The sequence below is a fragment of the Bacillus sp. D386 genome (assembly GCF_006346415.1).
The window spans coordinates 240,170-262,533 of sequence record NZ_VEMV01000003.1; the positions used below are offsets into that span (position 1 = coordinate 240,170).

The 22,364-nt window shown below is 35.3% G+C and carries 23 protein-coding genes; 21 read left to right on the plus strand and 2 right to left on the minus strand.

The genetic code is table 11. The features are described from left to right. Positions 1–39: 39 nt before the first annotated feature. The 16 genes from FHY45_RS10055 (at position 40) to FHY45_RS10130 (ending at position 15,854) form a co-directional block, all read left to right on the plus strand. A complete protein-coding gene (locus tag FHY45_RS10055) occupies positions 40–978 on the plus strand; it encodes a glycosyltransferase family protein (protein WP_180349948.1) in 939 nt (312 codons plus the stop codon). A 193-nt stretch (positions 979–1,171) separates the two neighbouring features. Next, on the plus strand, positions 1,172–2,107 hold the full coding sequence (locus FHY45_RS10060; protein WP_066107176.1) for a glycosyltransferase: 936 nt from the start codon (positions 1,172–1,174) through the stop codon (positions 2,105–2,107). Positions 2,108–2,160: 53 nt separating this feature from the next. Continuing rightward, entirely contained in the window at positions 2,161–3,189 is a 1,029-nt protein-coding gene (locus FHY45_RS10065) for a hypothetical protein (protein WP_139891795.1), read from the plus strand. Positions 3,190–3,229: 40 nt separating this feature from the next. Next, positions 3,230–4,006: a GT-D fold domain-containing protein gene (locus tag FHY45_RS10070; protein WP_066107169.1), complete on the plus strand. Its 777-nt coding sequence runs from the start codon at positions 3,230–3,232 to the stop codon at positions 4,004–4,006. A gap of 91 nt (positions 4,007–4,097) precedes the next feature. After that, a complete protein-coding gene (locus FHY45_RS10075; RefSeq protein WP_180349949.1) occupies positions 4,098–5,105 on the plus strand; it encodes a glycosyltransferase family 2 protein in 1,008 nt (335 codons plus the stop codon). Positions 5,106–5,392: 287 nt separating this feature from the next. Further along, a complete protein-coding gene (locus FHY45_RS10080; RefSeq protein WP_139891797.1) occupies positions 5,393–5,881 on the plus strand; it encodes a dihydrofolate reductase in 489 nt (162 codons plus the stop codon). Positions 5,882–5,906: 25 nt separating this feature from the next. Next, on the plus strand, positions 5,907–6,635 hold the full coding sequence (locus tag FHY45_RS10085) for a lysophospholipid acyltransferase family protein (protein WP_257469020.1): 729 nt from the start codon (positions 5,907–5,909) through the stop codon (positions 6,633–6,635). A gap of 273 nt (positions 6,636–6,908) precedes the next feature. Then, a complete protein-coding gene (ilvA, locus tag FHY45_RS10090) occupies positions 6,909–8,177 on the plus strand; it encodes a threonine ammonia-lyase IlvA (protein WP_139891798.1) in 1,269 nt (422 codons plus the stop codon). Positions 8,178–8,325: 148 nt separating this feature from the next. Continuing rightward, the gene (locus FHY45_RS10095; protein ID WP_066107160.1) at positions 8,326–8,520 is read left to right on the plus strand and encodes a twin-arginine translocase TatA/TatE family subunit; all 195 of its coding nucleotides are present in this window, start codon (positions 8,326–8,328) and stop codon (positions 8,518–8,520) included. Between the two features lie 79 nt (positions 8,521–8,599). Then, the gene (gene tatC, locus FHY45_RS10100; protein WP_066107156.1) at positions 8,600–9,343 is read left to right on the plus strand and encodes a twin-arginine translocase subunit TatC; all 744 of its coding nucleotides are present in this window, start codon (positions 8,600–8,602) and stop codon (positions 9,341–9,343) included. 330 nt (positions 9,344–9,673) lie between these two features. Continuing rightward, on the plus strand, positions 9,674–10,516 hold the full coding sequence (locus FHY45_RS10105) for a DegV family protein (RefSeq protein WP_139891799.1): 843 nt from the start codon (positions 9,674–9,676) through the stop codon (positions 10,514–10,516). A gap of 142 nt (positions 10,517–10,658) precedes the next feature. Further along, positions 10,659–12,269, plus strand: a complete 1,611-nt coding sequence (locus FHY45_RS10110; protein ID WP_180349950.1) for an ATP-binding protein — start codon at positions 10,659–10,661, stop codon at positions 12,267–12,269. A 125-nt stretch (positions 12,270–12,394) separates the two neighbouring features. Then, a complete protein-coding gene (locus tag FHY45_RS10115; RefSeq protein WP_139891801.1) occupies positions 12,395–13,495 on the plus strand; it encodes a metallophosphoesterase in 1,101 nt (366 codons plus the stop codon). A gap of 245 nt (positions 13,496–13,740) precedes the next feature. Continuing rightward, entirely contained in the window at positions 13,741–14,325 is a 585-nt protein-coding gene (locus FHY45_RS10120; protein ID WP_257469021.1) for an SCO family protein, read from the plus strand. 94 nt (positions 14,326–14,419) lie between these two features. Continuing rightward, positions 14,420–15,283: an SGNH/GDSL hydrolase family protein gene (locus FHY45_RS10125; RefSeq protein WP_139891802.1), complete on the plus strand. Its 864-nt coding sequence runs from the start codon at positions 14,420–14,422 to the stop codon at positions 15,281–15,283. Next, a complete protein-coding gene (locus FHY45_RS10130) occupies positions 15,258–15,854 on the plus strand; it encodes a YpmS family protein (protein ID WP_066107139.1) in 597 nt (198 codons plus the stop codon). Before FHY45_RS10125 ends, FHY45_RS10130 begins: the two co-directional genes overlap by 26 nt. A 53-nt stretch (positions 15,855–15,907) precedes the next feature. Here the strand turns inward: FHY45_RS10130 and FHY45_RS10135 are convergent, their stop codons facing one another. After that, the gene (locus FHY45_RS10135; RefSeq protein ID WP_139891803.1) at positions 15,908–16,645 is read right to left on the minus strand and encodes a DUF4397 domain-containing protein; all 738 of its coding nucleotides are present in this window, start codon (positions 16,643–16,645) and stop codon (positions 15,908–15,910) included. Positions 16,646–16,811: 166 nt separating this feature from the next. On the opposite strand from FHY45_RS10135, the gene msrA reads away from it, so the two are divergent. From msrA to FHY45_RS10150, 3 genes are all read left to right on the plus strand, one after another. Further along, complete coding sequence (msrA, locus tag FHY45_RS10140; RefSeq protein ID WP_373925470.1) at positions 16,812–17,336, plus strand: peptide-methionine (S)-S-oxide reductase MsrA; 525 nt, start codon at positions 16,812–16,814, stop codon at positions 17,334–17,336. A 35-nt stretch (positions 17,337–17,371) separates the two neighbouring features. After that, positions 17,372–17,761, plus strand: coding sequence for a peptide-methionine (R)-S-oxide reductase MsrB (msrB, locus tag FHY45_RS10145; RefSeq protein WP_066107820.1), 390 nt, complete (start codon positions 17,372–17,374; stop codon positions 17,759–17,761). Between the two features lie 315 nt (positions 17,762–18,076). Beyond that, positions 18,077–18,853, plus strand: coding sequence for a DUF7683 domain-containing protein (locus tag FHY45_RS10150; RefSeq protein WP_139891804.1), 777 nt, complete (start codon positions 18,077–18,079; stop codon positions 18,851–18,853). Positions 18,854–18,971: 118 nt separating this feature from the next. Here FHY45_RS10150 and FHY45_RS10155 read toward each other — a convergent pair whose 3' ends face one another. Further along, entirely contained in the window at positions 18,972–20,072 is a 1,101-nt protein-coding gene (locus tag FHY45_RS10155; RefSeq protein WP_139891805.1) for an SGNH/GDSL hydrolase family protein, read from the minus strand. A gap of 148 nt (positions 20,073–20,220) precedes the next feature. Here FHY45_RS10155 and FHY45_RS10160 point away from each other — a divergent pair, with 148 nt between their 5' ends. Both FHY45_RS10160 and FHY45_RS10165 read left to right on the plus strand, forming a co-directional pair. Then, complete coding sequence (locus FHY45_RS10160; RefSeq protein ID WP_066107118.1) at positions 20,221–20,382, plus strand: YjcZ family sporulation protein; 162 nt, start codon at positions 20,221–20,223, stop codon at positions 20,380–20,382. A 209-nt stretch (positions 20,383–20,591) separates the two neighbouring features. Next, positions 20,592–22,055 carry an NAD(P)/FAD-dependent oxidoreductase gene (locus tag FHY45_RS10165; protein ID WP_066107115.1) on the plus strand — a complete coding sequence of 488 codons (1,464 nt, stop codon included), beginning with the start codon at positions 20,592–20,594 and terminating at the stop codon, positions 22,053–22,055. The last annotated feature ends 309 nt before the right edge of the window (positions 22,056–22,364 follow it).

Genomic DNA, 22,364 nt, shown 5'->3' on the forward strand with positions numbered 1-22,364 from the left:
TTTATAAACACATGAAGCCGCTTTAAGGAGGATATGCGTTTGATTAAACAATTAACCATTTTATTTATTACAAAAAGATTCCATAATCGGGTTAATAAAAGTACAGAATACTTTGTCTCAGAACTTCAAAAACAATGTAACTTATATATATGGGAAAATGATGGTGATTTAAGCGGAATACTTAGTAGACTGCCGCAGTCACCTTCATTTATTCTTTTAAATGATTTTAAGCCGGATTATACACCTACAATACGTGGTATAAGGGATACCTCTATACCTGTAGGGGCTATATTACATGAGATTAAATATAAACCTTACCGTCGCAGACTGTTTTATGAGCGGGAGTACATTCAGCATATTTTTACACATTATAGGGATGCAAGCAACCGTATCCTCCCCGAATTAAAGGAACGGTACATTTGGATGCCCCATTTTGTTCCACTTGATATTTTCAGAGACTATGGGCAAGAGCGGGATATTGACTGTTTAATGATGGGGATTCTAATCAAAAGGGTATATCCAAAACGATTTGCTATGTATGAGCAGTTGTTAAATTATCCAGGCTTTAAGTATTTCGATCATCCAGGTTATGGAGAATTACCAGCAAATTCGAATCGTTTAACAGGAATAACATATGCCAAAGAATTATCAAGAGCAAAAATATTTGTAACATGTGATTCTGTTGAAAAGCTGCCTCTTATGAAATATTTCGAATGCCTGGCCTGCAAAACATTATTGATGGGAACGGGATCAAATGAGTTAAAAGAATTGGGATTTATTGATGGGGAAACATTTGTTGAAGTAGATGAATATAATGTACTTGAAAAAGTGAATTATTATTTAGAGCATGAAGAGGAAAGAAAACAAATAATTGATAAAGGCTATAAATTAGTTGCAGAAAGACACTCTATGGAAAAGAGAGTAGAGGAATTTCTGTTTACGGTAAATGAAATTATTTCGAATAGAAGAGATAGATAAGGATATGAACACCTTATCTATATCTGTGGCTGTCGACAAAATCGGCAGCTGTTTTTTTGCCAGAAATAATTTAAAAAAATTAGTTTAGCAGTTCTAAATACACGATTTGGGTATTTATAGTTACCTTTTGCGAAGTTATTCATAGTATGAAAAGACAAGTTGTAATTTCTAATATTTTTAAGGAGGGAAACAAGTGCGAAAAATAAACCTTCTTGTGACGACTGGTGATTTCAGCAAATATATATCCCCAGAGTTTCACTATTTATTGATGGAGGTAGCCAAGCTAACAAATTTAACTGTTTGGCATGAGTCAGGCGATATTAAGGATATTCTGAAAAAAGTAGAAGTTCAACCGGATTTTATTTTCATAAATGAATTCGGAGAAAGTAACTCTCCAAAAATTACAGGCCTCAGCACTTTGGAAATCCCTTTTGCAGTTAATTTATATGATATTCATTATCATATTAAGGATAGGAAAGAAGCTCTCCATGCTGATAATGTAAAGCATATATTTGTGTATTATCGCGATAAGTTTCTCGAGTGGTATCCGGAGTTTGCGCATATGATGAAATGGCTGCCCAAACATATTAATCCAGCTATTTTTAAAGATTATAAGTTAGAAAAAGAAATAGATTATTTGTTAATGGGGGCGGTACACCATCGGGTCTATCCGATTAGACATAAAGTTGTACAAGCTATGAAAGATAAGCCTGGATTTGTTTATCATGAGCATCCTGGTTATCGAAATATAGATGATGACGAAGAGAATGTATTTGCTGGTGAAAAATATGCAAAAGAAATAAACCGCTCCAAAATGTTTTTTACATGTAATTCAAGATATGAGTATGTTCTTACAAAATATTTAGAAGTACCGGCCTCCAGGACTTTGTTGCTAGCTCCCTCATCGAACGAGTTAGAAGACATGGGATTTGTACCAGGAGTGCATTTTGTGGAGATCAATGAAGATAATTTTCAGGAAAAGGCGCAGTATTATCTGGAGAATGAATCAGAAAGGTATAAGATTTCTAAACAAGGCTATTTGATGGTTCATGAACACCATACGACGAAAAAGCGTGCAAAACAATTTGTCGAGTTGATTCAGGAAATAATAACAAATGAACAGAAGTAAGGAAGATAGATTAATCATAAATGCTTGTGCTTATTATGAGAGGAAGGAATTGAATGTCTGAACTTAATTCTGATGAGATTGCAAAGATTCTGAGCTTGGATTCGTTTGAGATTTTGGAAAGAGAGTTGATACTTGACGCCTCAAAGAGAATAGAGCGTATCAAATGGCGGGAAAATAAAAATGCTATACCCGAACAAATATTAATTAAATATGGAAGAGATTCAGCGATACTGGTTGAGGTGCTTTTTTATAGTAAATTATCTAACTCTGTAAAAGAAGAAATCCCAAAAATCATAGCCTATGATGCCCATAATAATGTAAAGGTCCTGATTCTAGAGTGGATAGAAGGAGTAAACCCAGATTTTAGTGATCAAGCAATCGTTAAAAGGGTTTATAAAGATTATGGGAAGTTTGCAGCTAAGTGGGGAAATCAAATAAATGAGTTTGATAATGATAAGATTGATAAATTGATAAATACGAACGAAGATTATAGAGGGAAGTTAGATCACTTTATTGACAAAATATCTATTCGTAACCATATTGATGAAATCTATGAGGGCATTAAATTCCGTGAAAGCAGAGAAGATCTTTTGAAAATGATTGGTGGATCTGAATTTTTAGATTTAATTAAAAGAATGGATCAAAAATGGATATTGCAAATAATCCATAAATTATACGGAGTACCATGTACATTGCATCCTGGTGATGTTTCGAAGTTTAATACGTTAATCAGCTATTCTAATGACCAGGTTTTAATTATTGATTTTGAGAATATGAAAATTGGACCGATGACTTTATTGATGGAATATATTGGTGAGGAAGATATTCATGTTCCTGCAAGTCAGTTAAATGAAACAGCTTTGAGGTCCTATGTTGACGGATGGAATAAATACAGTTCACAGCAAGTTAAGTGGGAACCATTTTATGGTAGTTATCTCGCAGCACGAATCCTTTATAAATGTTATTTAATTCAATGGTATTTAAATAAATTTGAGAATAATAGTCGGAGAACTCCTGAGCAATCATGGGTTACAAAGCATGTAAATGATTTACTAAGCTACTGTAAATGGATAGAAAAATAATCTAATATATGTGATTTTTTTAGCGAAGGGAGAGAGAAATTTGTCAAACCAATTATCAAGCGGTGAAATAATGGACCGTATTTTAAGAAGTTTGAAAAAACAAAGGCCTCTATCGATTGTATCAGTCGGTCAAACCGAAGCCGTTGTGATGGGACAAGATCAATTCGATAAGGATCCTATTTTAAATAAATTTCAAGGCCATTATAGAAAGGAAAAAAAGATAGCCAATAAAGATGTGAAAGAAGGCTTTTATCATCGTGGAATAAGGTTTCCAAACCCCATTGCTCAAATGGAAGGGATTGCCGCGGTGAATAGTGCTGATATTGTGGGTTATAACACAATTGAAGAAAATTCCAAGGAAATCACGGAGCGTGTTTTTTCAATTTATAATATCCAACCAAAAGAGTATTTTGAAGCTAATATTAGAAGAGTTTTTATGAAGTCGCAAAAAGATAAGTTTGAAGAAATATTACGTAACAGAAAAGTATTATTAATTGGATCACTGGCTGAAAAAGCTAAAAAGGGTATGGAAGATAAGTATGGAAAAACATTAGGTGTAAAAGTAGTGGGAGCACTACCTATCTATTCCTATGATGATATACCAACTGTAAAAAAACAGCTTAAAACAATCGATTTTGATATATGTTTTTTAGGAGCAGGAATAAATGCACTTATCCTTACCCCATATATAGCATCCAGGTATGGAAAAGTAGCATTCGATATAGGTTCAGGAATGCAGACATTTATTACGGATGAAATTGTTACTGATTCTTGGATCAATGAAATAATCGGGTTAGATAGATTAATGAAAATGTAGATGTGCTGTTTCTGGCTTATATTGATGGGCTTGGAGAATGAAAGTTGGATTGATATCGGAAAATATGATTAGGTAAGTGAGTTGAAAAATCGTGAAAGTATCAATTGTCATTCCGAGTCACAATCGGTATGAACAGCTTAAAAATACAATTGAAGCATTACGGAAACAAAGTTATGATAATTATGAAGTGATGATTGTGGATGACGCATCAGATGATCGCACCAGTACAATTGATCTTCCGAATCATTTTCGTATGATTCGAAATAATAAAAAAATGGGACTTGCAGAAACAAGGAATAAAGGGATTGCCAATACAGATGGGGATTTAATCCTTTTTCTTGATGCGGAGATGTTGGTTTATCCTGACTATATTGAAAATCATGTTAAAAGGCATGAGAAATGTAAAAACTTGGTTTTAACTGGTGCTATGTATTATTATTTTATAACTCAAAGAGCCCAAAAAAAAATCGTGGACCAGAATATAAACTTCTTAAGTGAAGAATTTCAAAAATTAATCCGTTTTAAAGATTATTATTATTCGAATATCATTGTCCCCTATGGGGATGAATTGGATAAATTTCTGATTCCTTGGGTTGCCTGCATGGGTGGTAATCTTTCTGTGAAGCGTACTCTATTAGACCAGGCGGGATGGTTTGATCCAAAGTTTATTGGCTATGGATGGGAAGATTGGGAATTAGGGTACAGGCTCCACCAGTGTGGTGCTACATTTAAAGTGGATCGTGCTGTGGGGACAATTCATCAAGAACATGAAGTTAACAAGAAAAGATTACAGGAATCCTTACTAAATTATCGCTATTTCATGGATAAACATCCTTCAATTGAAGTGTATGTTATGAGTTTAGAGCTGATTAGCGAGCAAGTAACAATAAGAGATATTAATCAATTACTCCATAAATATGACCATCTTTACAACAAGGACCTGAGGTTAGCATTTTACGAAATCATAAAATATAATGCCCGTTATGTAACTAAGGAATTCCAAAAACCTTTTATTTCTAAAAACACAATAAATCTAAATCATCTACCGGAGGGGATTTTGAAAGAAGTTTATATCATGTTACTGAATAAACATGTATAGATTGTTAGAAATTTGACCTTGCAAATCCGTTATTTAAATGGTTAAATAGGTCCATTGACGATTAAGAAGTCAGTAATATTTAATTGTTTCGTATATCAAGTAGTAAATGACTTTTAGTAGTCTGTTAGTCGTAAATATCCAAGTCAATATAACCGTTCCCGACTGTGGTTCGGTTTTTCTATCTTATATGATACTCAATATATGAGATAAAATGAAATTCGCAATGATTTTTCAAAGACGGATATTTAAAATTTAACAAGAGAAGATTAAACAAAAGGGGGATTAAGATGTTTTCAATTGTTGTAGCACATGATCGAAATCGAGTTATCGGTATTAATAATAATCTTCCATGGCGTATTCCTGCCGACATGGCCCATGTGAAACAAACCACGATGGGTAAAATTTTAATTATGGGTCGAAAAACGTTTGAGTCTATAGGAAAGCCTCTTCCTGGCAGAACGAATGTCGTTTTAACGAAAGATCCATCTTGGGTCGTTGATGGAGTAAAAGTCGTACACTCAGTGGATGAAATTCTTCAAATAGAAAGAGATACCGATACTGAATGTGTCATATTCGGGGGACAAGTATTATTTGAACAGCTTCTTCCGTATGTTTCAAAAATCTATTTGACATATATTGATCATAATTTTGAAGGAGATACATTCTTCCCGGTTCAAAATTATGATGAAGAATGGGAATTGCTTTCATCTGAAAAAGGACCAAAAGACGAAAGAAATCCATACGATTATTATTTTAAAGAATACATACGCAAGTAGGGTTCGATACAGGAGGTTTATTACATTGCTACGGTTAATTTATATGGTTATTTATTTATGCGGCTTTTTATTGTACAGCTTACCAGGACTATCTAAAATGAAGAAGGTTTATGAGAAAAATAATGCTCATGACGATGTGGAAATTCAACAAATTCCGAAAAAATGGGCAAAAGGATTTTTAAAGAATTCAGGCTGTGAGCTGGAAGTCGTAGGGTCCGAAAATATTCCGGATGGGCCAGTATTATTTGTAGGAAATCATGAAGGGGATTTTGATATACCCGTATTAATGGCTGGTATCTCCAAGCCGTTTGGCTTTATTTCAAAAATTGAAGTAAAAAAAATTCCGATTGTTGCTGGCTGGATGGAAGTAATGGGCTGCGTGTTTATGGATCGTAAGGATCGACGTGCTTCTATACAGGCTATTAGAGAAGGGGTACAGAAATTAAAGGATGGCCACTCAATTCTCATTTTTCCAGAGGGTACTCGCAACAGAGGTAAGGAGATTGGTGAATTTAAAGCGGGCTCATTGCGTCTTGCTAAAGATACTAGGGTGCCGATTGTACCTTTTATGATTACAGGTACTGCGGACTTGTTTGAGAATAACAATAATAAGATAAAGCCTGGGAAGGTTAAACTTGTTATATTGCCTGCGATTACCTCTGAACAATACGAAGAAGAGGGAATGACAGCAGTGGCTGAACATATTCATACTAGAATCAAAGAGGAAAGAAGCAATCTGTTAAAGGGTGCATAAATCAAATCAAAGGCATACGTATCATTAGTGCTAGAACGACAAAACAGGTGGAGAAAATTCTACCCGTTTTGTCGTTTTTTGAAGCTTTGAAAAAGTGGTCAGCATTTCATCAAGTCATCAATGTAGCAAAATTAATCACACGGAATTAATTTGTAAATTATTAAAAGTATATCAGTTAAATTCTATTATATTGATTTTTCTAAAAATTCTGTTGATTTATTATTCGTACCTGCTATAATTTTATAAATTAATAAAAGTAATGGAGGAGAGCATATGAGGCATCTGGTGAAAACAAATGAAGGAGTATCACCTGAACAAATTTTAATTGCGTATCAGCAATTAAAAGACAAGGTTGCTCACACTCCTTTGCAAAGAAATAAGAGGTTGTCAGAAAAGTATCATTGTAATGTTTATTTGAAAAGAGAAGACCTTCAATATGTACGTTCTTTTAAATTGCGTGGGGCATTTTATGCGATGCTAAATCTATCGAAAGAGGAATTGCAAAATGGCATAGTATGCGCCAGTGCCGGCAATCATGCTCAGGGAGTAGCTTACGCATGTAATGAATTAAAGGTGATGGGTAAAATCTACATGCCTACAACCACTCCAAGACAAAAAGTTAATCAAGTGGAGTTATTTGGAAAAGAATATGTGGAAATTATCCTGATTGGTGATACGTTTGATGATTCATTTATAGAAGCAAGGAAGTGCGAGGAAGCAGAAAATAGAGCATTCATTCATCCGTTTAATGATCAAAATGTCATTTCTGGACAAGGTACGGTAGCTGTAGAGATATTTCATGATATAGACGTACCCGTTGACTATATTTTTGGTAGTGTTGGCGGCGGCGGATTGATGTCAGGTATAGCTGCGTACAGTGCGAGTATATCTCCCGCTACTGCCTGTATTGGCGTAGAGCCGGTTGGGGCACCATCTATGCAAACAGCAATCAAAGAGGGGCAGGTGGTTAAACTTCCGCAAATTGATTCCTTTGTTGATGGAGCTGCCGTAAAAGAGGTTGGAGAGAAAACATTTGCTATTTGCCGTGATTTGCTTAAGGATGTGGTTACTGTGCCGGAAGGAAAGGTATGTACCACGATTCTGGAATTATATAATGAGCACGCGATTGTGGCTGAACCGGCTGGAGCTATGTCCGTTGCAGCATTGGATTTGTATCAAGAGCAATTGGTGGGAAAAGCGGTCGTGTGCATCATTAGCGGTGGCAATAATGATATTGGGAGAATGCAGGATATTAAAGACCGCTCTCTTCAATATGAAGGTCTCCTGCATCATTTCATTGTTCATTTCCCACAGCGGGCGGGTGCTCTGCGAGAATTTCTCGATGAGGTGCTTGGACCGAATGATGACATAACCAGGTTTGAATATACGAAGAAGAATAATAAAGACAATGGTCCTGCACTTGTTGGCATCGAATTGCAAAAAAGAGAGGATTATAATGGACTGATGCAGCGAATGGAGACTAAAGGATTCCAGTTTGTTGAAGTAAAGAAAGGAAGCAGCCTTCATCAATTTTTAATATAAGTTAGAATGGTAGATTTATTTAACAAAACGAATTCCTAAATAAGTAAAAGTTAGTATATTCTGTTTGTATATGAAATTATTACTTTTCTTTACCTTTAAAACAATTATAATAGAATTAGATTCATTTCAGCTTGGGAGGGAGAAAAGAATGTTTTCAAATATTGGTGTACCAGGATTGCTGTTAATCCTTTTGCTTGTCCTGATTATCTTTGGACCTAAAAAGCTACCTGAAATCGGCAGAGCTTTCGGTCAAACATTACGTGAATTTAAAAATTCTACAAAAGATTTAACCAGTGATGTAGTGGATGATATAAAGGATGTTAAAAAAGAGATCAATAAATAATTTAATAGTTTATTTAAAAGAGGTGTGAGAATTTATTCTTGCACCTCTTTAAAGGGATTCAGAAAGGCGTGACTCTAGTTTGGAAGAGAAAGAATTAAATATGATAGAGCACCTTGATGAATTGAGAACAAGGTTAATCATCACAGTAACTGCTTTTATACTGTTTTTATGTGTATCTTTTTTCTTCGTTAAAGACATATATAAATTTTTTACTCGTAATGTAGATGAGAAGCTTATTGTACTTGGCCCTAGTGATGTTATGTGGATTTACTTTACAATAGCCTCCATAGTGGCTATTGCCTGTACAATACCTGTTCTAGCAATTCAACTCTGGCTGTTTATTAAACCTGCACTTTTGAAACACGAACAAAAAATTGCATTATCCTATATACCTGCATTATTTCTTCTGTTTATAGCAGGATTATCCTTTGGCTATTTTGTCATCTTTCCAATCGTTATGAGTTTCTTGACAGATTTGGGTAATGATGTGATGACGACATCCTATACGGCAGATAAATATTTGAAATTTATTATTCATATGTCATTGCCGTTTGCATTTCTCTTTGAATTGCCAGTCGTCATGATGTTTTTGACGTCCTTGGGTATCTTGAATCCGTATATTATGGCGAAGTATCGGAAATACGCATATTTTGTGTTAATCGTGGTTGCGATTATTATTACACCGCCTGAATTTTTATCTGATTTTGTAGTTTCAGTTCCGTTATTGCTGTTATATGAAATCAGCATTTCACTATCAAAATTTGTATATAAACGAAAGCTAATAAAAGCAGAACAGTACGAACTGGAACAGGATTTAAATTAAGTACGAAATTTGAATGCAGCAGAGTGTGAATCTACAGTGATTCACACTCTTTTTATTTTTAATAATAGAATAGCTTGGAGTTTATATACATGATGAGGGGAAATAATAAATAGTTAAATTTAGGAAATATATATTTAGTACAGCTGCATGCCAGTTATGCTTTCGTTTAACGTAAATCGATTAACAAATTTACATGGTAGGATTTGCTGGAATTGAGTATTTGAATTATAAGAATTTTTCATAAACTTATATTAAGGAAAATGAAATTCATTTAAATTTAATTTTCTACCATGTATAATATGATTAGTCATACATATAGGAAGTGAAACTATGCCAAATATTAAAATTGTTACTGATTCCACGCTTGATCTGCCAAAGGAGATCATCGCAGAAAATGACATAACAGTTGTACCACTTTCAATAACAATAAATGGCGAAACATACATTGATGGAGTAGATATTACATCTAAAGAATTTATTACCAAAATGCAGCAATCAGAAGAATTGCCAAAAAGTTCACAGCCCCCAGCGGGTGAATTTCTGGAAGTATATAATAAGCTTACAGAAGATGGAAGTGAAGTGTTGTCTATTCATATGACTGCTCAAATGAGCGGTACTGTACAATCGGCTCAAACTGCTGCCAGAATGGCTGATGGGAAAGTTACTGTAGTTAATTCCAAGTATATATCCAATGCATTAGGATTCCAGGTACTAGCGGCATCTGAAATGGCAAGAGAAGGTAAAATGATGGATGAGATTGTTGAACGATTGGATCATATTAGGGAAAATACTCGACTTTTTGTTGTGGTGGATACCCTTGAGAATTTAGTTAAGGGCGGCCGAATTGGAAAAGGAAAAGCAATGTTAAGTTCTCTCTTAAATATCAAACCGATTGCTTCACTTGATACGGGAGAGTATACCCCTGTAGCGAAAGTGAGAAGTCAAGGTCAAATCGTGAAATTCTTAGTGAAGCAGCTTATGCAGGATATTGAGGGGAAAGTTCTAAAGGGGATTGGTATAACCCACGCAGATGCAATGGAACTTGCAACAAAATTGAAAGAAATGATAATCCGTGAACTTGGTATAGATGATGTACCAATTTATGAAACAACACCGATTATTAGTACACATACGGGAATTGGGGCAATCGGCTTTATGTATTACGCCGACTAATTTAACAGTAAAAGAAATGCACTATCCAAGATGGAGATAGTGTATTTTTTTTGGATTTTGTTATTATTTTATATTTATTACAGGAAAACTGCCTAATTTTGTCTAATTATAGATAGATACTATGAAATTGTGTGAGGGATCTATGAAGAATATAAAAAAGCCGATGTCAATCAAACGCAAAATTTTGACGCTAATAGTTTTGATAATGCTCATTACTATCATTCTTATCTCAATTATTGGGTATAAATTAATTAATGCTTATACAGAAGATATATTGTATGAAAGAGGTAAGGGGATGGTTATGGTTGGCTCATCAATGATTTCCTCCCGATTAATAAATGAAGCTTCAGTTAATACTGATTCCTCAATTGGTGCAAGGTCTAAACTGAAAACCTATCTAAACGAAATGGATAAACAGAGTAATCACTTATATTCCGGACATATTATTTTATATAACGAAAATAAAAAGCATTATGAAATCATCAGTGCATCAGATGGTACTCAACCTAATGGTATAAAGGAGGGGTCCCCCTTTATGCCAAGCAAACGAACCCTACCTTATATTCAAAAGGTCATACATGGTGAAAATCCGCAAATAACAGAAATATATAAGGAATCTTCGAATAAATGGGTCAATGCCTATGCTGGGATTGATGGATTAGAAGGGTCTAATAAAGCTATATTAGCGGTGACAATCAATGCAGATGAAGTGCTCACGAAAAACTTGTATTGGACACTCCTATTCATTGGAAGTATATTGATCATTTTTTGTATGGCATATGGTGTCCTTCATCATTATATAAATAAATTAATGAGCCCTGTTCATAAGCTGATTAAAGGGATAACGAAGGTAAGTCAGGGTGAGTTTAATATAAAGTTAACCGAAGATTCCTCAACAGATTTTGAGGAGCTTTTTGAACAATTCAACTTTATGGTTCATCAGCTTCATATTTTATTTGAAAAGCTTTCAATTACTTCAGTACAAATTGGTTCCAAATCTGATAATGAAATGCTGATTAATAATTTTGATGAAGCCATAAAGGAAATTGATAATATTGTATATAGGACGAGTATCCAAAAAGAGCTGCAACAAGCTGAAAAAATGAATGCCATTGGACAATTAGCAGCATCTGTTGCTCATGAGATTCGAAATCCTATGACCGTTGTGAAAGGATTTCTGCAAATCTTCCAAAATAAAAGCAAGTTATCTGAAGAGGAATTATCATATATAAAATTAATGGTGGACGAAATCAATCGGGCTGAAGGAATTATTAACGATTATCTATCTCTTGCCAAGCCGGACTTAGGATCGAAGGAATATGTGATGTTATCAGAGTTCTCCGCTCATATTGTTGATTTAATGAACGGATATGCCTTAATGGTCAGCAATATTCATTTACACTTCGAATTGGATTTCGACTTGGAAATATACATAAATACAAATGAAGTGAAACAGGTATTAATCAATATTATGAAAAATGGGATTGAGGCAATGAAGGATGGCGGCGAACTGACTTTATCCATTCAGAAAGAAGGAGAGTGTATAGTCTTTTCGATATCAGATACAGGTATTGGCATGAGTGAGGAACAAATAAAACGTTTAGGCACAGCCTTCTACTCATTAAAAGATAAAGGAACCGGCATTGGATTGATGGTTTGTTATCAAGTTATCGAGAGAATGAAAGGGAAAATTGAAGTCGAAAGTGAGAAAAACAAAGGTACAACATTTAAAGTTTATGTCCCTTTTAGTTGATATGGAATAAAATAAAAATCAAATAAATTAACAATCAAGAATAGGTAAGTCATAATAAAGTAGGATGTTACCTTATTAAACTAAAACGATAAAAATTATGTAAAAAGGAGTCTTTCGGAATACATATGTTCATTCTTATTCTGATTATTGCACTGCTGCTTTATGGTGGCCTCGTCTACTATATAGGCTGGCGGGGATATCGTTGGCTACGACCGGAATCTTCAAGCCGGCGATTTAAGATCCTATACAGCTTCATCATTATACTTGCAGCAAGCTCATTTATAATTGGCCGCTTTTCTGGGCTGACATTTTTAAATATTGTTGGTGCTTATTGGATGGCATGCTTTTACTTACTGTTAATGCTAGTTCCTCTTGCTCATATTACAGTTATTCTCCTACGCCTGACACGGCTGCATCGGCCCAAAACGCAGTTTTGGGCAGGGATCATCACTGTAGGGCTGTTAATAACATTTATGATATACGGTACATATAATGCCTATAGCCCAGTCGTACGCAACTATGAACTTAAGATGGATAAAGGTTCCTCGTCCCTTGAAAACTTACATATCGTAATGGCTGCAGATACACATTTTGGGTTGCTATCGGGTAAAGACCATGCGGAGCGTTTTGTAAAGAAAGTTAACGAGCTGAATCCTGATCTAATCCTTTTGCCTGGAGATTTATTTGACGATGATGTTCAACCATTCCTTGATCAGAAAATCGATCGGATATTTTCCAAGCTACAGGCACCATATGGGGTGTATGCATCCCTTGGAAATCATGATAAGCACGATGGTACGATGCAGGAACTGATTGAAGCGTTAGAGCGCAGCGGAATTCAAGTACTGTACGATGAAACCGTAGAGGTTAAAGAAGAGTTCACTCTCATTGGGCGCAAGGATCGAACTGAGGAAGATAGGTTGCCTTTAGAAAAATTAATAAGTGGTGTAAATCTCGAAAAGCCCGCCATCTTGTTGGAACATCAGCCCTATGAACTTGATATTGCGCAGCAAGAAGGCGTTGACTTAATGGTTTCCGGTCATACCCATCGCGGTCAGATTTTTCCGGGAAATCTAATCACTGAAGCGATATATGAAAATGATTGGGGCTATTTAAAAAAGGGTCAGATGAACTCAATTGTAACATCCGGTTTTGGTTTTTGGGGACCGCCTATTCGGATTGGTACACGCTCTGAAATTGTGACGATTCAAATTCAGTTCGAGTAGGGTTTTATAACGAGTCAAAGAAACTCAAACGAAATTATCAGTGTTTAAATCTCAAAATATAATAGTGCACAAAGGGATGTTATAGCTAGGATTTAAAGCACCTTGTTCATATAATGAGCTTTGAATAATTTTAATTCAATTAAAAAGATAAGACAATCCGTCAATCAAAGGCAAAATACTTTTGTGAAAATACAGATTTTGATAAAATTAACAGTATTAGAGATTAAACGCAGGGTGGTTAATTCATGAACTATTTAGGCAAAATAGCAATGGTATTTTTTCTGATTTTAGTTGTTAATGGTTGCTCTCAACAAGAAATACCCAATGCGGTAAATTGGAAGGTGGAGGATTTTACCTTTACGGACCAAAATGAACAAAAAGTATCAAAAGGTGATTTAGAAGGAAAAGTATGGATTGCTGATTTTATCTTTACAAATTGCAATACAGTATGTTTGCCGATGACTTCCAATATGAAAAAGCTTCAAAATATGATTACTGAAGAAGGTCTTGAAGATGTACATTTTGTTTCCTTTAGTATCGATCCGGAAGTAGACAATCCTTCTATTTTGAAAAAATACGGGGAAAGCTTTCAGGCGAATTTCGATAATTGGAGCTTCTTAACAGGGTATGACCAAGAAACGATTGAAAGCCTGGCGAAGGATAGCTTTAAAGTATTGGTGCAGAAGCCTGCAGAAGGGGACCAGGTAATTCATGGAACGAGCTTTTCATTGGTCGATCAAGAGGGCACAGTTGTTCAGCAATATTCTGGTGTTGAAGGTATTCCATTCGAGGATATTATTAAACATATAAAAATACTACAGTCAAATTAGGGGCAGGGGAAACCTGTCTTTTTTTATATCATAAGGATATTTATTGTAACTATAATGAATATAATAATGAGTAATCTTTAGGCAGGTGACACTTATGTTTTGGAAAACCTTGATAACTGTGATTATGATATTTATGCTTTCAGGATGCAGTCCTTATCAATATTTTTTTGGAAAGCAAGTGGAAGAACATTCAGCCTCCTCTATAACAAAAGCATTAAAACGGGAAATTCCGAATGATTTCTTTCCTGCCGATGTGAAGGTAGTTTCACTGGGGGATTCCTTGACCCAGGGTGTTGGGGATAGCAGTGATCAAGGGGGATATATTCCATATTTAGTCTCCTATTTAGAACAAAATAAGGGGATAAGAGAAGCGGAATTTACCAATCACGGTATACGCGGCAATCGAACTGCAGATCTTTTAAGACGGCTGAAAACACCGCAATTAATATCGGATATAAAAACTTCTGATGCCATTATCATTACGATTGGCGGAAACGATATCATGAGAGTTGTAAAAGAACAATTTACAAATTTAACCATGAAGGATTTTAATCTGGAGGCTATTCAATATGAAGAGCGACTGAAAGAAATCTTTAGTATAATTAGACAATATAATAAAGAAGCAGAAATTTATTTTGTTGGCTTGTATAACCCTTTCGGGAAATGGATATCTGCATTTCAGGAACTGGATATTATCATGGATGATTGGAATAGCGTCAGTGAGGGAATAGTTTCTGAGGATCCAAATGCTTTTTTCATCCGAATTGATGATGCATTCTCAAAATCAAATGAAAATCTTTTATACAAAGAGGATTATTTTCATCCGAATGACAGGGGCTATGAGATTATTGCTTCACGTATATATGAGAAAATGAAAGAGAGTACTGTTAAAAACATAAATACGATGAGGATGGTACAAGAGGGGGAGAAGAATGAGGAGAATCTTCAAAATAGATAACAAGTGGAAAGGACTTTTTTTGGGGCTATTGGCAATCAACCTAATTGCAGCCTGTATCCTGATTTATTGGACGACTCGTCCGATAAAGGATGAAGAATCATTAAATAAACTAGCCACTAACGATGAAAAAGTGGAGATACCGTTTACATCCAATAAGGAAGACCTTAATCGGATTATTAATTATTATATTGAGGAAGAAAGCTCAGATAGTCCAATTAAATATGAGGTGCTTTTAAAGGAAAGTCTTGAATTGTACGGAACATTATCCGCGTTTGGCAGAAATGTCGAAATCAAGGTGTTATTTGAACCAGTTACACTCGAAAATGGGGATTTACTTTTAAAGCATGAAGCTATTCAAATTGGCGGTATGAGCTTGCCGGCAACGTTTGTATTGAATTACATTAACGAAAAATATGATACACCTGAATGGGTTATGATACGACCTAAAGAAAAAAACATATATTTGGCATTAAGCCAAATGGATCTTAAGAGTGGAATCACAGTTAAAGCAAAGTCTTTTGATCTCAAAAATGATGAAATTAAGTTAAGTTTGTTAGTTCCGGTAGAATAATTGTAAAAAGAGGAATTGTACCATGAGTCCATGGATGCAATTCCTCTCATTTTTTAAATAAACACAATTTCCGGGTCTTTATGTTCGTTTCCCGAGCTTAAAATAAGCATTGTGTATATTTGGTCGGGATGGAGGGTGACGGAAAAAGGATCAAGAATCATTTCTTTCGATTTTGAACATTTCACTAAAAATTCTACTGTCATCGGAGTCAATCCAAGATAAGAGCTGGGCTTTTTATAGGCTAAATTAGAAAATATGGTATCTCCACCTGTTACAGCGATATCGATACCAGCCGAATCAGGATTTAGATTTAAACAGTTTAACTTTGTCTCCCTGGTCGGAAGAGTAAGATTATCCTCGATTGAAAAGAGAGAATATCCATTTTGATTCGCTGCAGCAATAATGGTATAAGGGGTTCCTTCTTTAATGTCTACTTTTCTGCTTAACAAAGCGGAATGTGATTGGCCGCTCGGATAAAGGTCAAATTCATATTTCCCCTCAGGCAGTGATAAATAATGACTAACAGATTTAGATGGGACGTTCTTGAAAATCCGTGTTCCATTTATATATAAATCTATGCTTTTTACAGATGGAAGGGCATGGAAAAACCTTATCTTACCAAGCGTAGTCCGCTCATTTCCTGCCCCTTGATGAAGTAACTGATCCATATAATGCAGATGTCTGTAGTAATACTTAATATACAAATCAGGATTTGTATATTTGTAATACTGGGAGAGTAAATCGTATTCCTTTGCCTTCTGATAATAGCTTTGTCCATTCATAGAGGACATTGGTCTCACTCCTTGCACTTCCAAATTATATTCTAGCTATATGCAAGAGAGCTTAGGCATGTGTCTTTATATGAGAAAAGTCTTAAGCAAACCATTTTCTTAATTAACAATAAAAGGGTAGAATATCTATACGTTTATAAATATAAACTCAAAAGGGGGTAGGATGATGGAAAAAGCAATATTTGCCGGTGGGTGTTTTTGGTGCATGGTAAAACCCTTTGACACATTTCCAGGAGTAAAAAGTGTTATTTCAGGCTATACAGGCGGACATAAAGAAAATCCTACTTACGAGGAAGTTTGTTCAGGTAGTACTGGACATGTAGAAGCAGTAGAAATTACATTTGATCCCGCTATTATAAAATATAAATCAATTGTGGAGTTATTCTGGCAGCAAATTGACCCAACAGATGCAGGCGGACAATTTTGTGATCGAGGAGACTCCTATAAGACAGCCATTTTCTATACAACCGAGGAACAAAAGGAAATTGCGGAGCAATCCAAAAAAGAGTTGGGTAACAGCGGTAGATTTACAAAGGAAATTGTAACACCGATTCTTCCTGCCAAAACCTTTTATCCAGCTGAGGAGTACCATCAGCATTTCTATAAGAAGAATAAAGATCATTATGAATCCTATCAAGTAGGTTCAGGGCGTTCTGGGTTTATTAAAGAGCATTGGGGTGAAAATAATTGACCAATTATTCTGATCGTCTAAAAGAACTAACACCTATGCAATATGACGTAACCCAGCGAAGTGGTACAGAACCGCCTTTTCGAAATGAATACTGGGACAACCAACAAGAAGGGATCTATGTGGATATCGTTTCGGGAAAGCCACTCTTCAGTTCAAAGGATAAATATGACGCGGGGTGTGGTTGGCCAAGTTTCACAAAACCTATTGATGAGTCTGAAGTAATCGAAAAGGACGACTATTCACACGGCATGCGTCGCGTAGAAGTCCGGAGTAATGAAGCGGATTCTCATTTAGGTCATGTATTCCCCGACGGTCCGGGTCCTGCAGGGATAAGATACTGCATTAATTCTGCTGCACTAAAGTTTATACCAAAAGAAGAATTGGAAAAAGAAGGATACGGGCGATATGTAAAGTTGTTCAGCTGATATTAAATTGTAAAGGATAATCTCTCTAAGTGAGGACACCGTTGCCTGCTTGGGTGATTATCCTTTTTGTTATGTAATCCGTATTCGTAATAGAGCAAATGGGTTTTGGAAAATGTGAATCTGTTATTTTTTCTTTACGATATATTTTTACATCATTATACCTAACGGGTTCTCGTTTCATTGTAAGAGCTTTTACAACCTTAAATTCCCTTGCAAAACACGAGATGTTAAAAAGCAAACTCCTGCAATTTGGAATTTCAAATATGAAATTTAATGTAAATGATATACTTTACTTACGGAGAATGGAGGGGCAGGGTGGTTAAACAAATAAATTTTCAGTGGTGTGTCACAAAGTTTAATCCTGATTTTAGGGATGAAAATGGGTACTATACCATAGCGGAGGAATGGACTTGTCCTTCTGAAATAGGGGAATTTATTAATGGGAAGGAATTCACTTTTCATGAATATCTTCAGGTTGAGACAGCTTATATAAATTCCATGATTAAATTCATGGAGGAAAGTAATATTGATTCACTAAGAATTTTGCAATTGGATAAGAAGATTTCTGAAGAAGACCTTACATCACCTTTATACGAACAGGAATTTGAAAAGCTGGTTCTCAAAGAAGACCTGTTGGTAAACAAAAATGAATTGCGTTTGATTTGCAAAATGATTTTGCGAAATTTTATATGGTGTAAGCTCTATAGTAAAGATCAATTCTTCATACACTTTGGCTATGATTACTATATGTATATTGGGTCTAATGTAAATTGTCAATCCGCTATTCAATTTGCTGAAAGTAATGGACTGTTTGTTGAACAATGTACGTCGCCATATTTTTTCTCTGAGGAAGAAACAACTAGGATGATTCAATGGAACGAAATTAGTGATGAAGATAAGATCGTTATTGGTGAAGAGGAACTAGTATCTATTCCATTAGATGACTATCGCAGGATTTTCAACCTATCAGCAGAGCATCCAGTTACAGGCTACTTTAAAATAGAAAAAGAACAAATAGGATTTTTTCAAACATTTTTGAAGCACAGGATGAATTTTTGTAAATATGAGTATTGCTTTTGCGGTGAAAAGTAATTGAAAAGAGGAAGCATATTCGCTTCCTCTTTTGCTGTTACGTGTTATTTTTTCTAGTGGAAAATGAATTGAGATTCTAAATTCAAAAAGAGAAACCGTAACAAACAGTAGTTCCTTATTAATCTTTATCCTTTTCAAGTATCCCAGAAATCCTAATATAAGATTCGTTCGTTGAATTGTATTTACTTTGAAGTCCGGTAGGAACAATCTTTAGTTCATGTGTACCTTCCCCGAGGTTATTGGCCAGATAAATATATCTTTCTTTTTGAAAGGGCCACCAAGTACTGATGGTACTATGAAATTGATCATCTATATAAATATTCGCCGTACCACCATCTGGACCGCGAAATAAAACGGCGCCAACAATTGGTCCATTAAATTGATAGATTAATTGACTCTTTTCTTTATTTGAATGGAGAAATCCATTATGTTTCGTAAACCCGTTATTATAATTGTATCGACCATTCATTTTTAATTGATACTCGTTTTGAATATATTTGGCTTTAGGCAGAGTCACTGATTTTTGTGCGTGATCCAATGTACTAAGGGTGTTAAAGATTTCATTCGCATATAAAGAGTACCCTTTTCCATTTGGATGAACGGAGTCCTTTGTTAATTCAGAAATCGATAATGGCGACTGTTTAAAGACTGGTCGCATATCTACTGGGACAGCTCCATAATGCTGGCTGATATCCTTGATTGTTTGGGCAAACCCCTCATCCGGCAAGCTGCTCTCAATCACAGTTATTACGTTTGCTTGTGGTGCACTGATTTTAGCGTGCCTGATTAGATTCTCATACAATTCGGCAAAATCGTCTTTCAGCATGTATTTCCTGTCATTTTCACCAAAAACAATGAAGATTAAATCTGTGTATGGGGAAACCTTTGTTTCTTGCAATTTATAGATGCCTTCAAATGAAGTGGCACCGCTTTGAACAATATATTGTCCGTTCATTTTGCTTCCATATTTCTCATGAATCATGTTTTCTAATTGGGAGAACCAAGTAAGTTCAGGCTTTTCTGCTCCCGATCCGCGACCAATACTGTCACCTAATACTAAATAGCGAATTTTTTGTCCATTCTCTAATTTATCCATTAAGCCTTGTGTTTGGCTTTTGCTGTAAAATACATTAAAACTGAAAAAAAACAATAAACCTGTGGCAACCATCACAACAAGTAATAACCCTTGCTTGCGTTTGAAAATACGATTAACCCCCATTTTTCTTTCTATAATCTAGTCTGATGTTACAATAATGTTACAATATTTACATAAAAAAGGCAATCAAATTAGGCGAATGCACATACCTAAAGGGCGAATAACACATATAGTAAAAATGTAATGATGAACTTCTAAAGGAGTGAAACAAATGTATTACGGTGGTCAAGATGGATGTTTCAGCGGTTGCGGTGGATATGGTTACGGTGGAGGTTACGGACACGGAGGCGGTTTTGGTTCCGGATTCGCATTGATTGTTGTGTTATTTATCCTCCTTATTATTATCGGTGCTTCTTTCTGCAGCCCTTGCTGATTAAAGGGAAAAAGGACGGTTATCCGTCCTTTTTTAATGGATTGGTAAAAAAACATCTTATGTTTGGATAAAAACTACATATAAACACTTTAAAGGCGAACAAAAATATAATTTACAAAAATAATGTTCGTATTTTCTGTTGACGGTTCATGTTCGCTTTGGTATGATTTTTAGTGCGGAGCAGACCTATAAATGGAGGAGATCCTCATATGAAAACGAATTATGATGTAATTATCGTGGGTGCCGGTCCTGCCGGAATATTTGCTGCCTACGAATTTACTCTAAAATTACCGGAAGCGAAGGTTCTTTTAATTGATAAAGGTCATGATATATATAGACGGAACTGCCCAATATTACAGAAGAGAATAGTTAAATGTCCGCCACCTACTAATCGAAAGAGCTTTGCGGGTTGTTTGCCTGCTTGTTCCATTACGAACGGATTTGGTGGAGCTGGTGCGTATTCTGACGGGAAATTTAATATTACAAGCGAATTTGGCGGGTGGATGACAGATTATTTATCAAAAAATCAAGTTGTGGAACTGATAAAATATGTAGATGCAATTAACATAAAGCATGGTGCTACTGATACGCTTACGAATCCAATGAGTGAAGAAGTGCGCCGAATTGAGAAGTCAGGCTATGCAGCAGGGTTAAAGCTATTGCGAGCTTATGTACGTCATTTAGGAACGGAACAGAATCTTGAAATTTTAAAAAGTATTTATGAATATTTAAAAGACAGAATAGATATGGTTTTTAAGGCAGAAGTAGAAGATGTATTAACTGAAAAGCAGGATAACCAATATGTAGCCAAAGGAATTGTTCTTAAAGATGGAGAAAAGCTATATTCTGATTATGTCGTGGTCGCACCGGGGAGAGACGGTTCCAAATGGTTAACAGAGATTCTTAAAAAACGTAAATTTAAAATGACGAGTAACCAGGTTGACATTGGTGTGAGGGTTGAAACATCCAATGTGGTAATGGAAGAAATCAATAAACATTTATATGAAGGTAAATTTATCTACAATACCTCTGTTGGTACGCAGGTTCGCACATTCTGCTCCAATCCTTCCGGGCATGTTGTAGTTGAAAATCATTCTGGAATTATGCTGGCGAATGGTCATGCTTATAAAGATCCTGAACTTGGCAGTGATAATACAAACTTTGCATTACTGGTATCCCATAAATTTTCTGAGCCGTTTGATAAGCCTACAGAATATGCCCATGAGATATCAAAACTGGCAAATGCCCTTTCAAATGGCGGTTTAATTATTCAAAAGTACGGCGATATTTTAAAAGGAAGACGATCTACTGTTAAGAGAATAAAAGAAGGTTTTATCGAGCCTACTTTGAAAGAAGCAGTTCCAGGAGATTTAGGCTTGGTTTTACCCTACAATACAATGAAAAGTTTAATAGAAATGACCGAAGCATTAAATAAAGTAACGCCAGGATTAGCATCTGAGCACACATTGTTTTATGGAGTAGAGGCAAAATTCTACTCAGCAAGACCAAATTTAGATGAGCACTTTCAGTCAGACATATTAAATTTATATGTAGGTGGAGACGGAGGCGGTATTACAAGGGGATTAGCGCAGGCAAGTGCCTGTGGGGTCTGGGTAGCGCGTGATATTATCCGTAAAGTTCAGGAAGTAAAAGTAGAACCGGTTTTAGTATAATGAAAACCTCGGATTATTCCGAGGTTTTTTTGTGAATTAATGTTATTCTGCAACATTTAATTGTTTTATAATATATGGAAATGTATTGTATTCATGTATACTTGTTACAGAATAGAAAGAAGAATTATCCGCAATATACATAGTACCAAAAAGATTTGGTGTCATTGTTGATTAACAAAATTATTATATAAATGAAGGTAATTCGTATCATTATTCGCGTGAAGTACCCCAAATCAACAAGGTAAATAATAGCATTATGTAGTTTTTTTAGGTAATATGTATAATGCATAATTAATGTTAAATGAGTGG

Coding starts and splice junctions, on each gene's coding strand:
- msrB (WP_066107820.1), top strand. CDS start 17,372: ATGCAATATGACGTAACCCAGCGAAGTGGTACAGAACCGCCTTTTCGA.
- FHY45_RS10095 (WP_066107160.1), top strand. CDS start 8,326: ATGTTTTCAAATATTGGTGTACCAGGATTGCTGTTAATCCTTTTGCTT.
- FHY45_RS10080 (WP_139891797.1), top strand. CDS start 5,393: ATGTTTTCAATTGTTGTAGCACATGATCGAAATCGAGTTATCGGTATT.
- FHY45_RS10165 (WP_066107115.1), top strand. CDS start 20,592: ATGAAAACGAATTATGATGTAATTATCGTGGGTGCCGGTCCTGCCGGA.
- FHY45_RS10105 (WP_139891799.1), top strand. CDS start 9,674: ATGCCAAATATTAAAATTGTTACTGATTCCACGCTTGATCTGCCAAAG.
- FHY45_RS10155 (WP_139891805.1), bottom strand. CDS start 20,072: ATGGGGGTTAATCGTATTTTCAAACGCAAGCAAGGGTTATTACTTGTT.
- FHY45_RS10065 (WP_139891795.1), top strand. CDS start 2,161: ATGTCTGAACTTAATTCTGATGAGATTGCAAAGATTCTGAGCTTGGAT.
- FHY45_RS10120 (WP_257469021.1), top strand. CDS start 13,741: ATGAACTATTTAGGCAAAATAGCAATGGTATTTTTTCTGATTTTAGTT.
- msrA (WP_373925470.1), top strand. CDS start 16,812: ATGGAAAAAGCAATATTTGCCGGTGGGTGTTTTTGGTGCATGGTAAAA.
- ilvA (WP_139891798.1), top strand. CDS start 6,909: ATGAGGCATCTGGTGAAAACAAATGAAGGAGTATCACCTGAACAAATT.
- FHY45_RS10130 (WP_066107139.1), top strand. CDS start 15,258: ATGAGGAGAATCTTCAAAATAGATAACAAGTGGAAAGGACTTTTTTTG.
- FHY45_RS10135 (WP_139891803.1), bottom strand. CDS start 16,645: ATGTCCTCTATGAATGGACAAAGCTATTATCAGAAGGCAAAGGAATAC.
- FHY45_RS10160 (WP_066107118.1), top strand. CDS start 20,221: ATGTATTACGGTGGTCAAGATGGATGTTTCAGCGGTTGCGGTGGATAT.
- FHY45_RS10125 (WP_139891802.1), top strand. CDS start 14,420: ATGTTTTGGAAAACCTTGATAACTGTGATTATGATATTTATGCTTTCA.
- FHY45_RS10110 (WP_180349950.1), top strand. CDS start 10,659: ATGAAGAATATAAAAAAGCCGATGTCAATCAAACGCAAAATTTTGACG.
- FHY45_RS10115 (WP_139891801.1), top strand. CDS start 12,395: ATGTTCATTCTTATTCTGATTATTGCACTGCTGCTTTATGGTGGCCTC.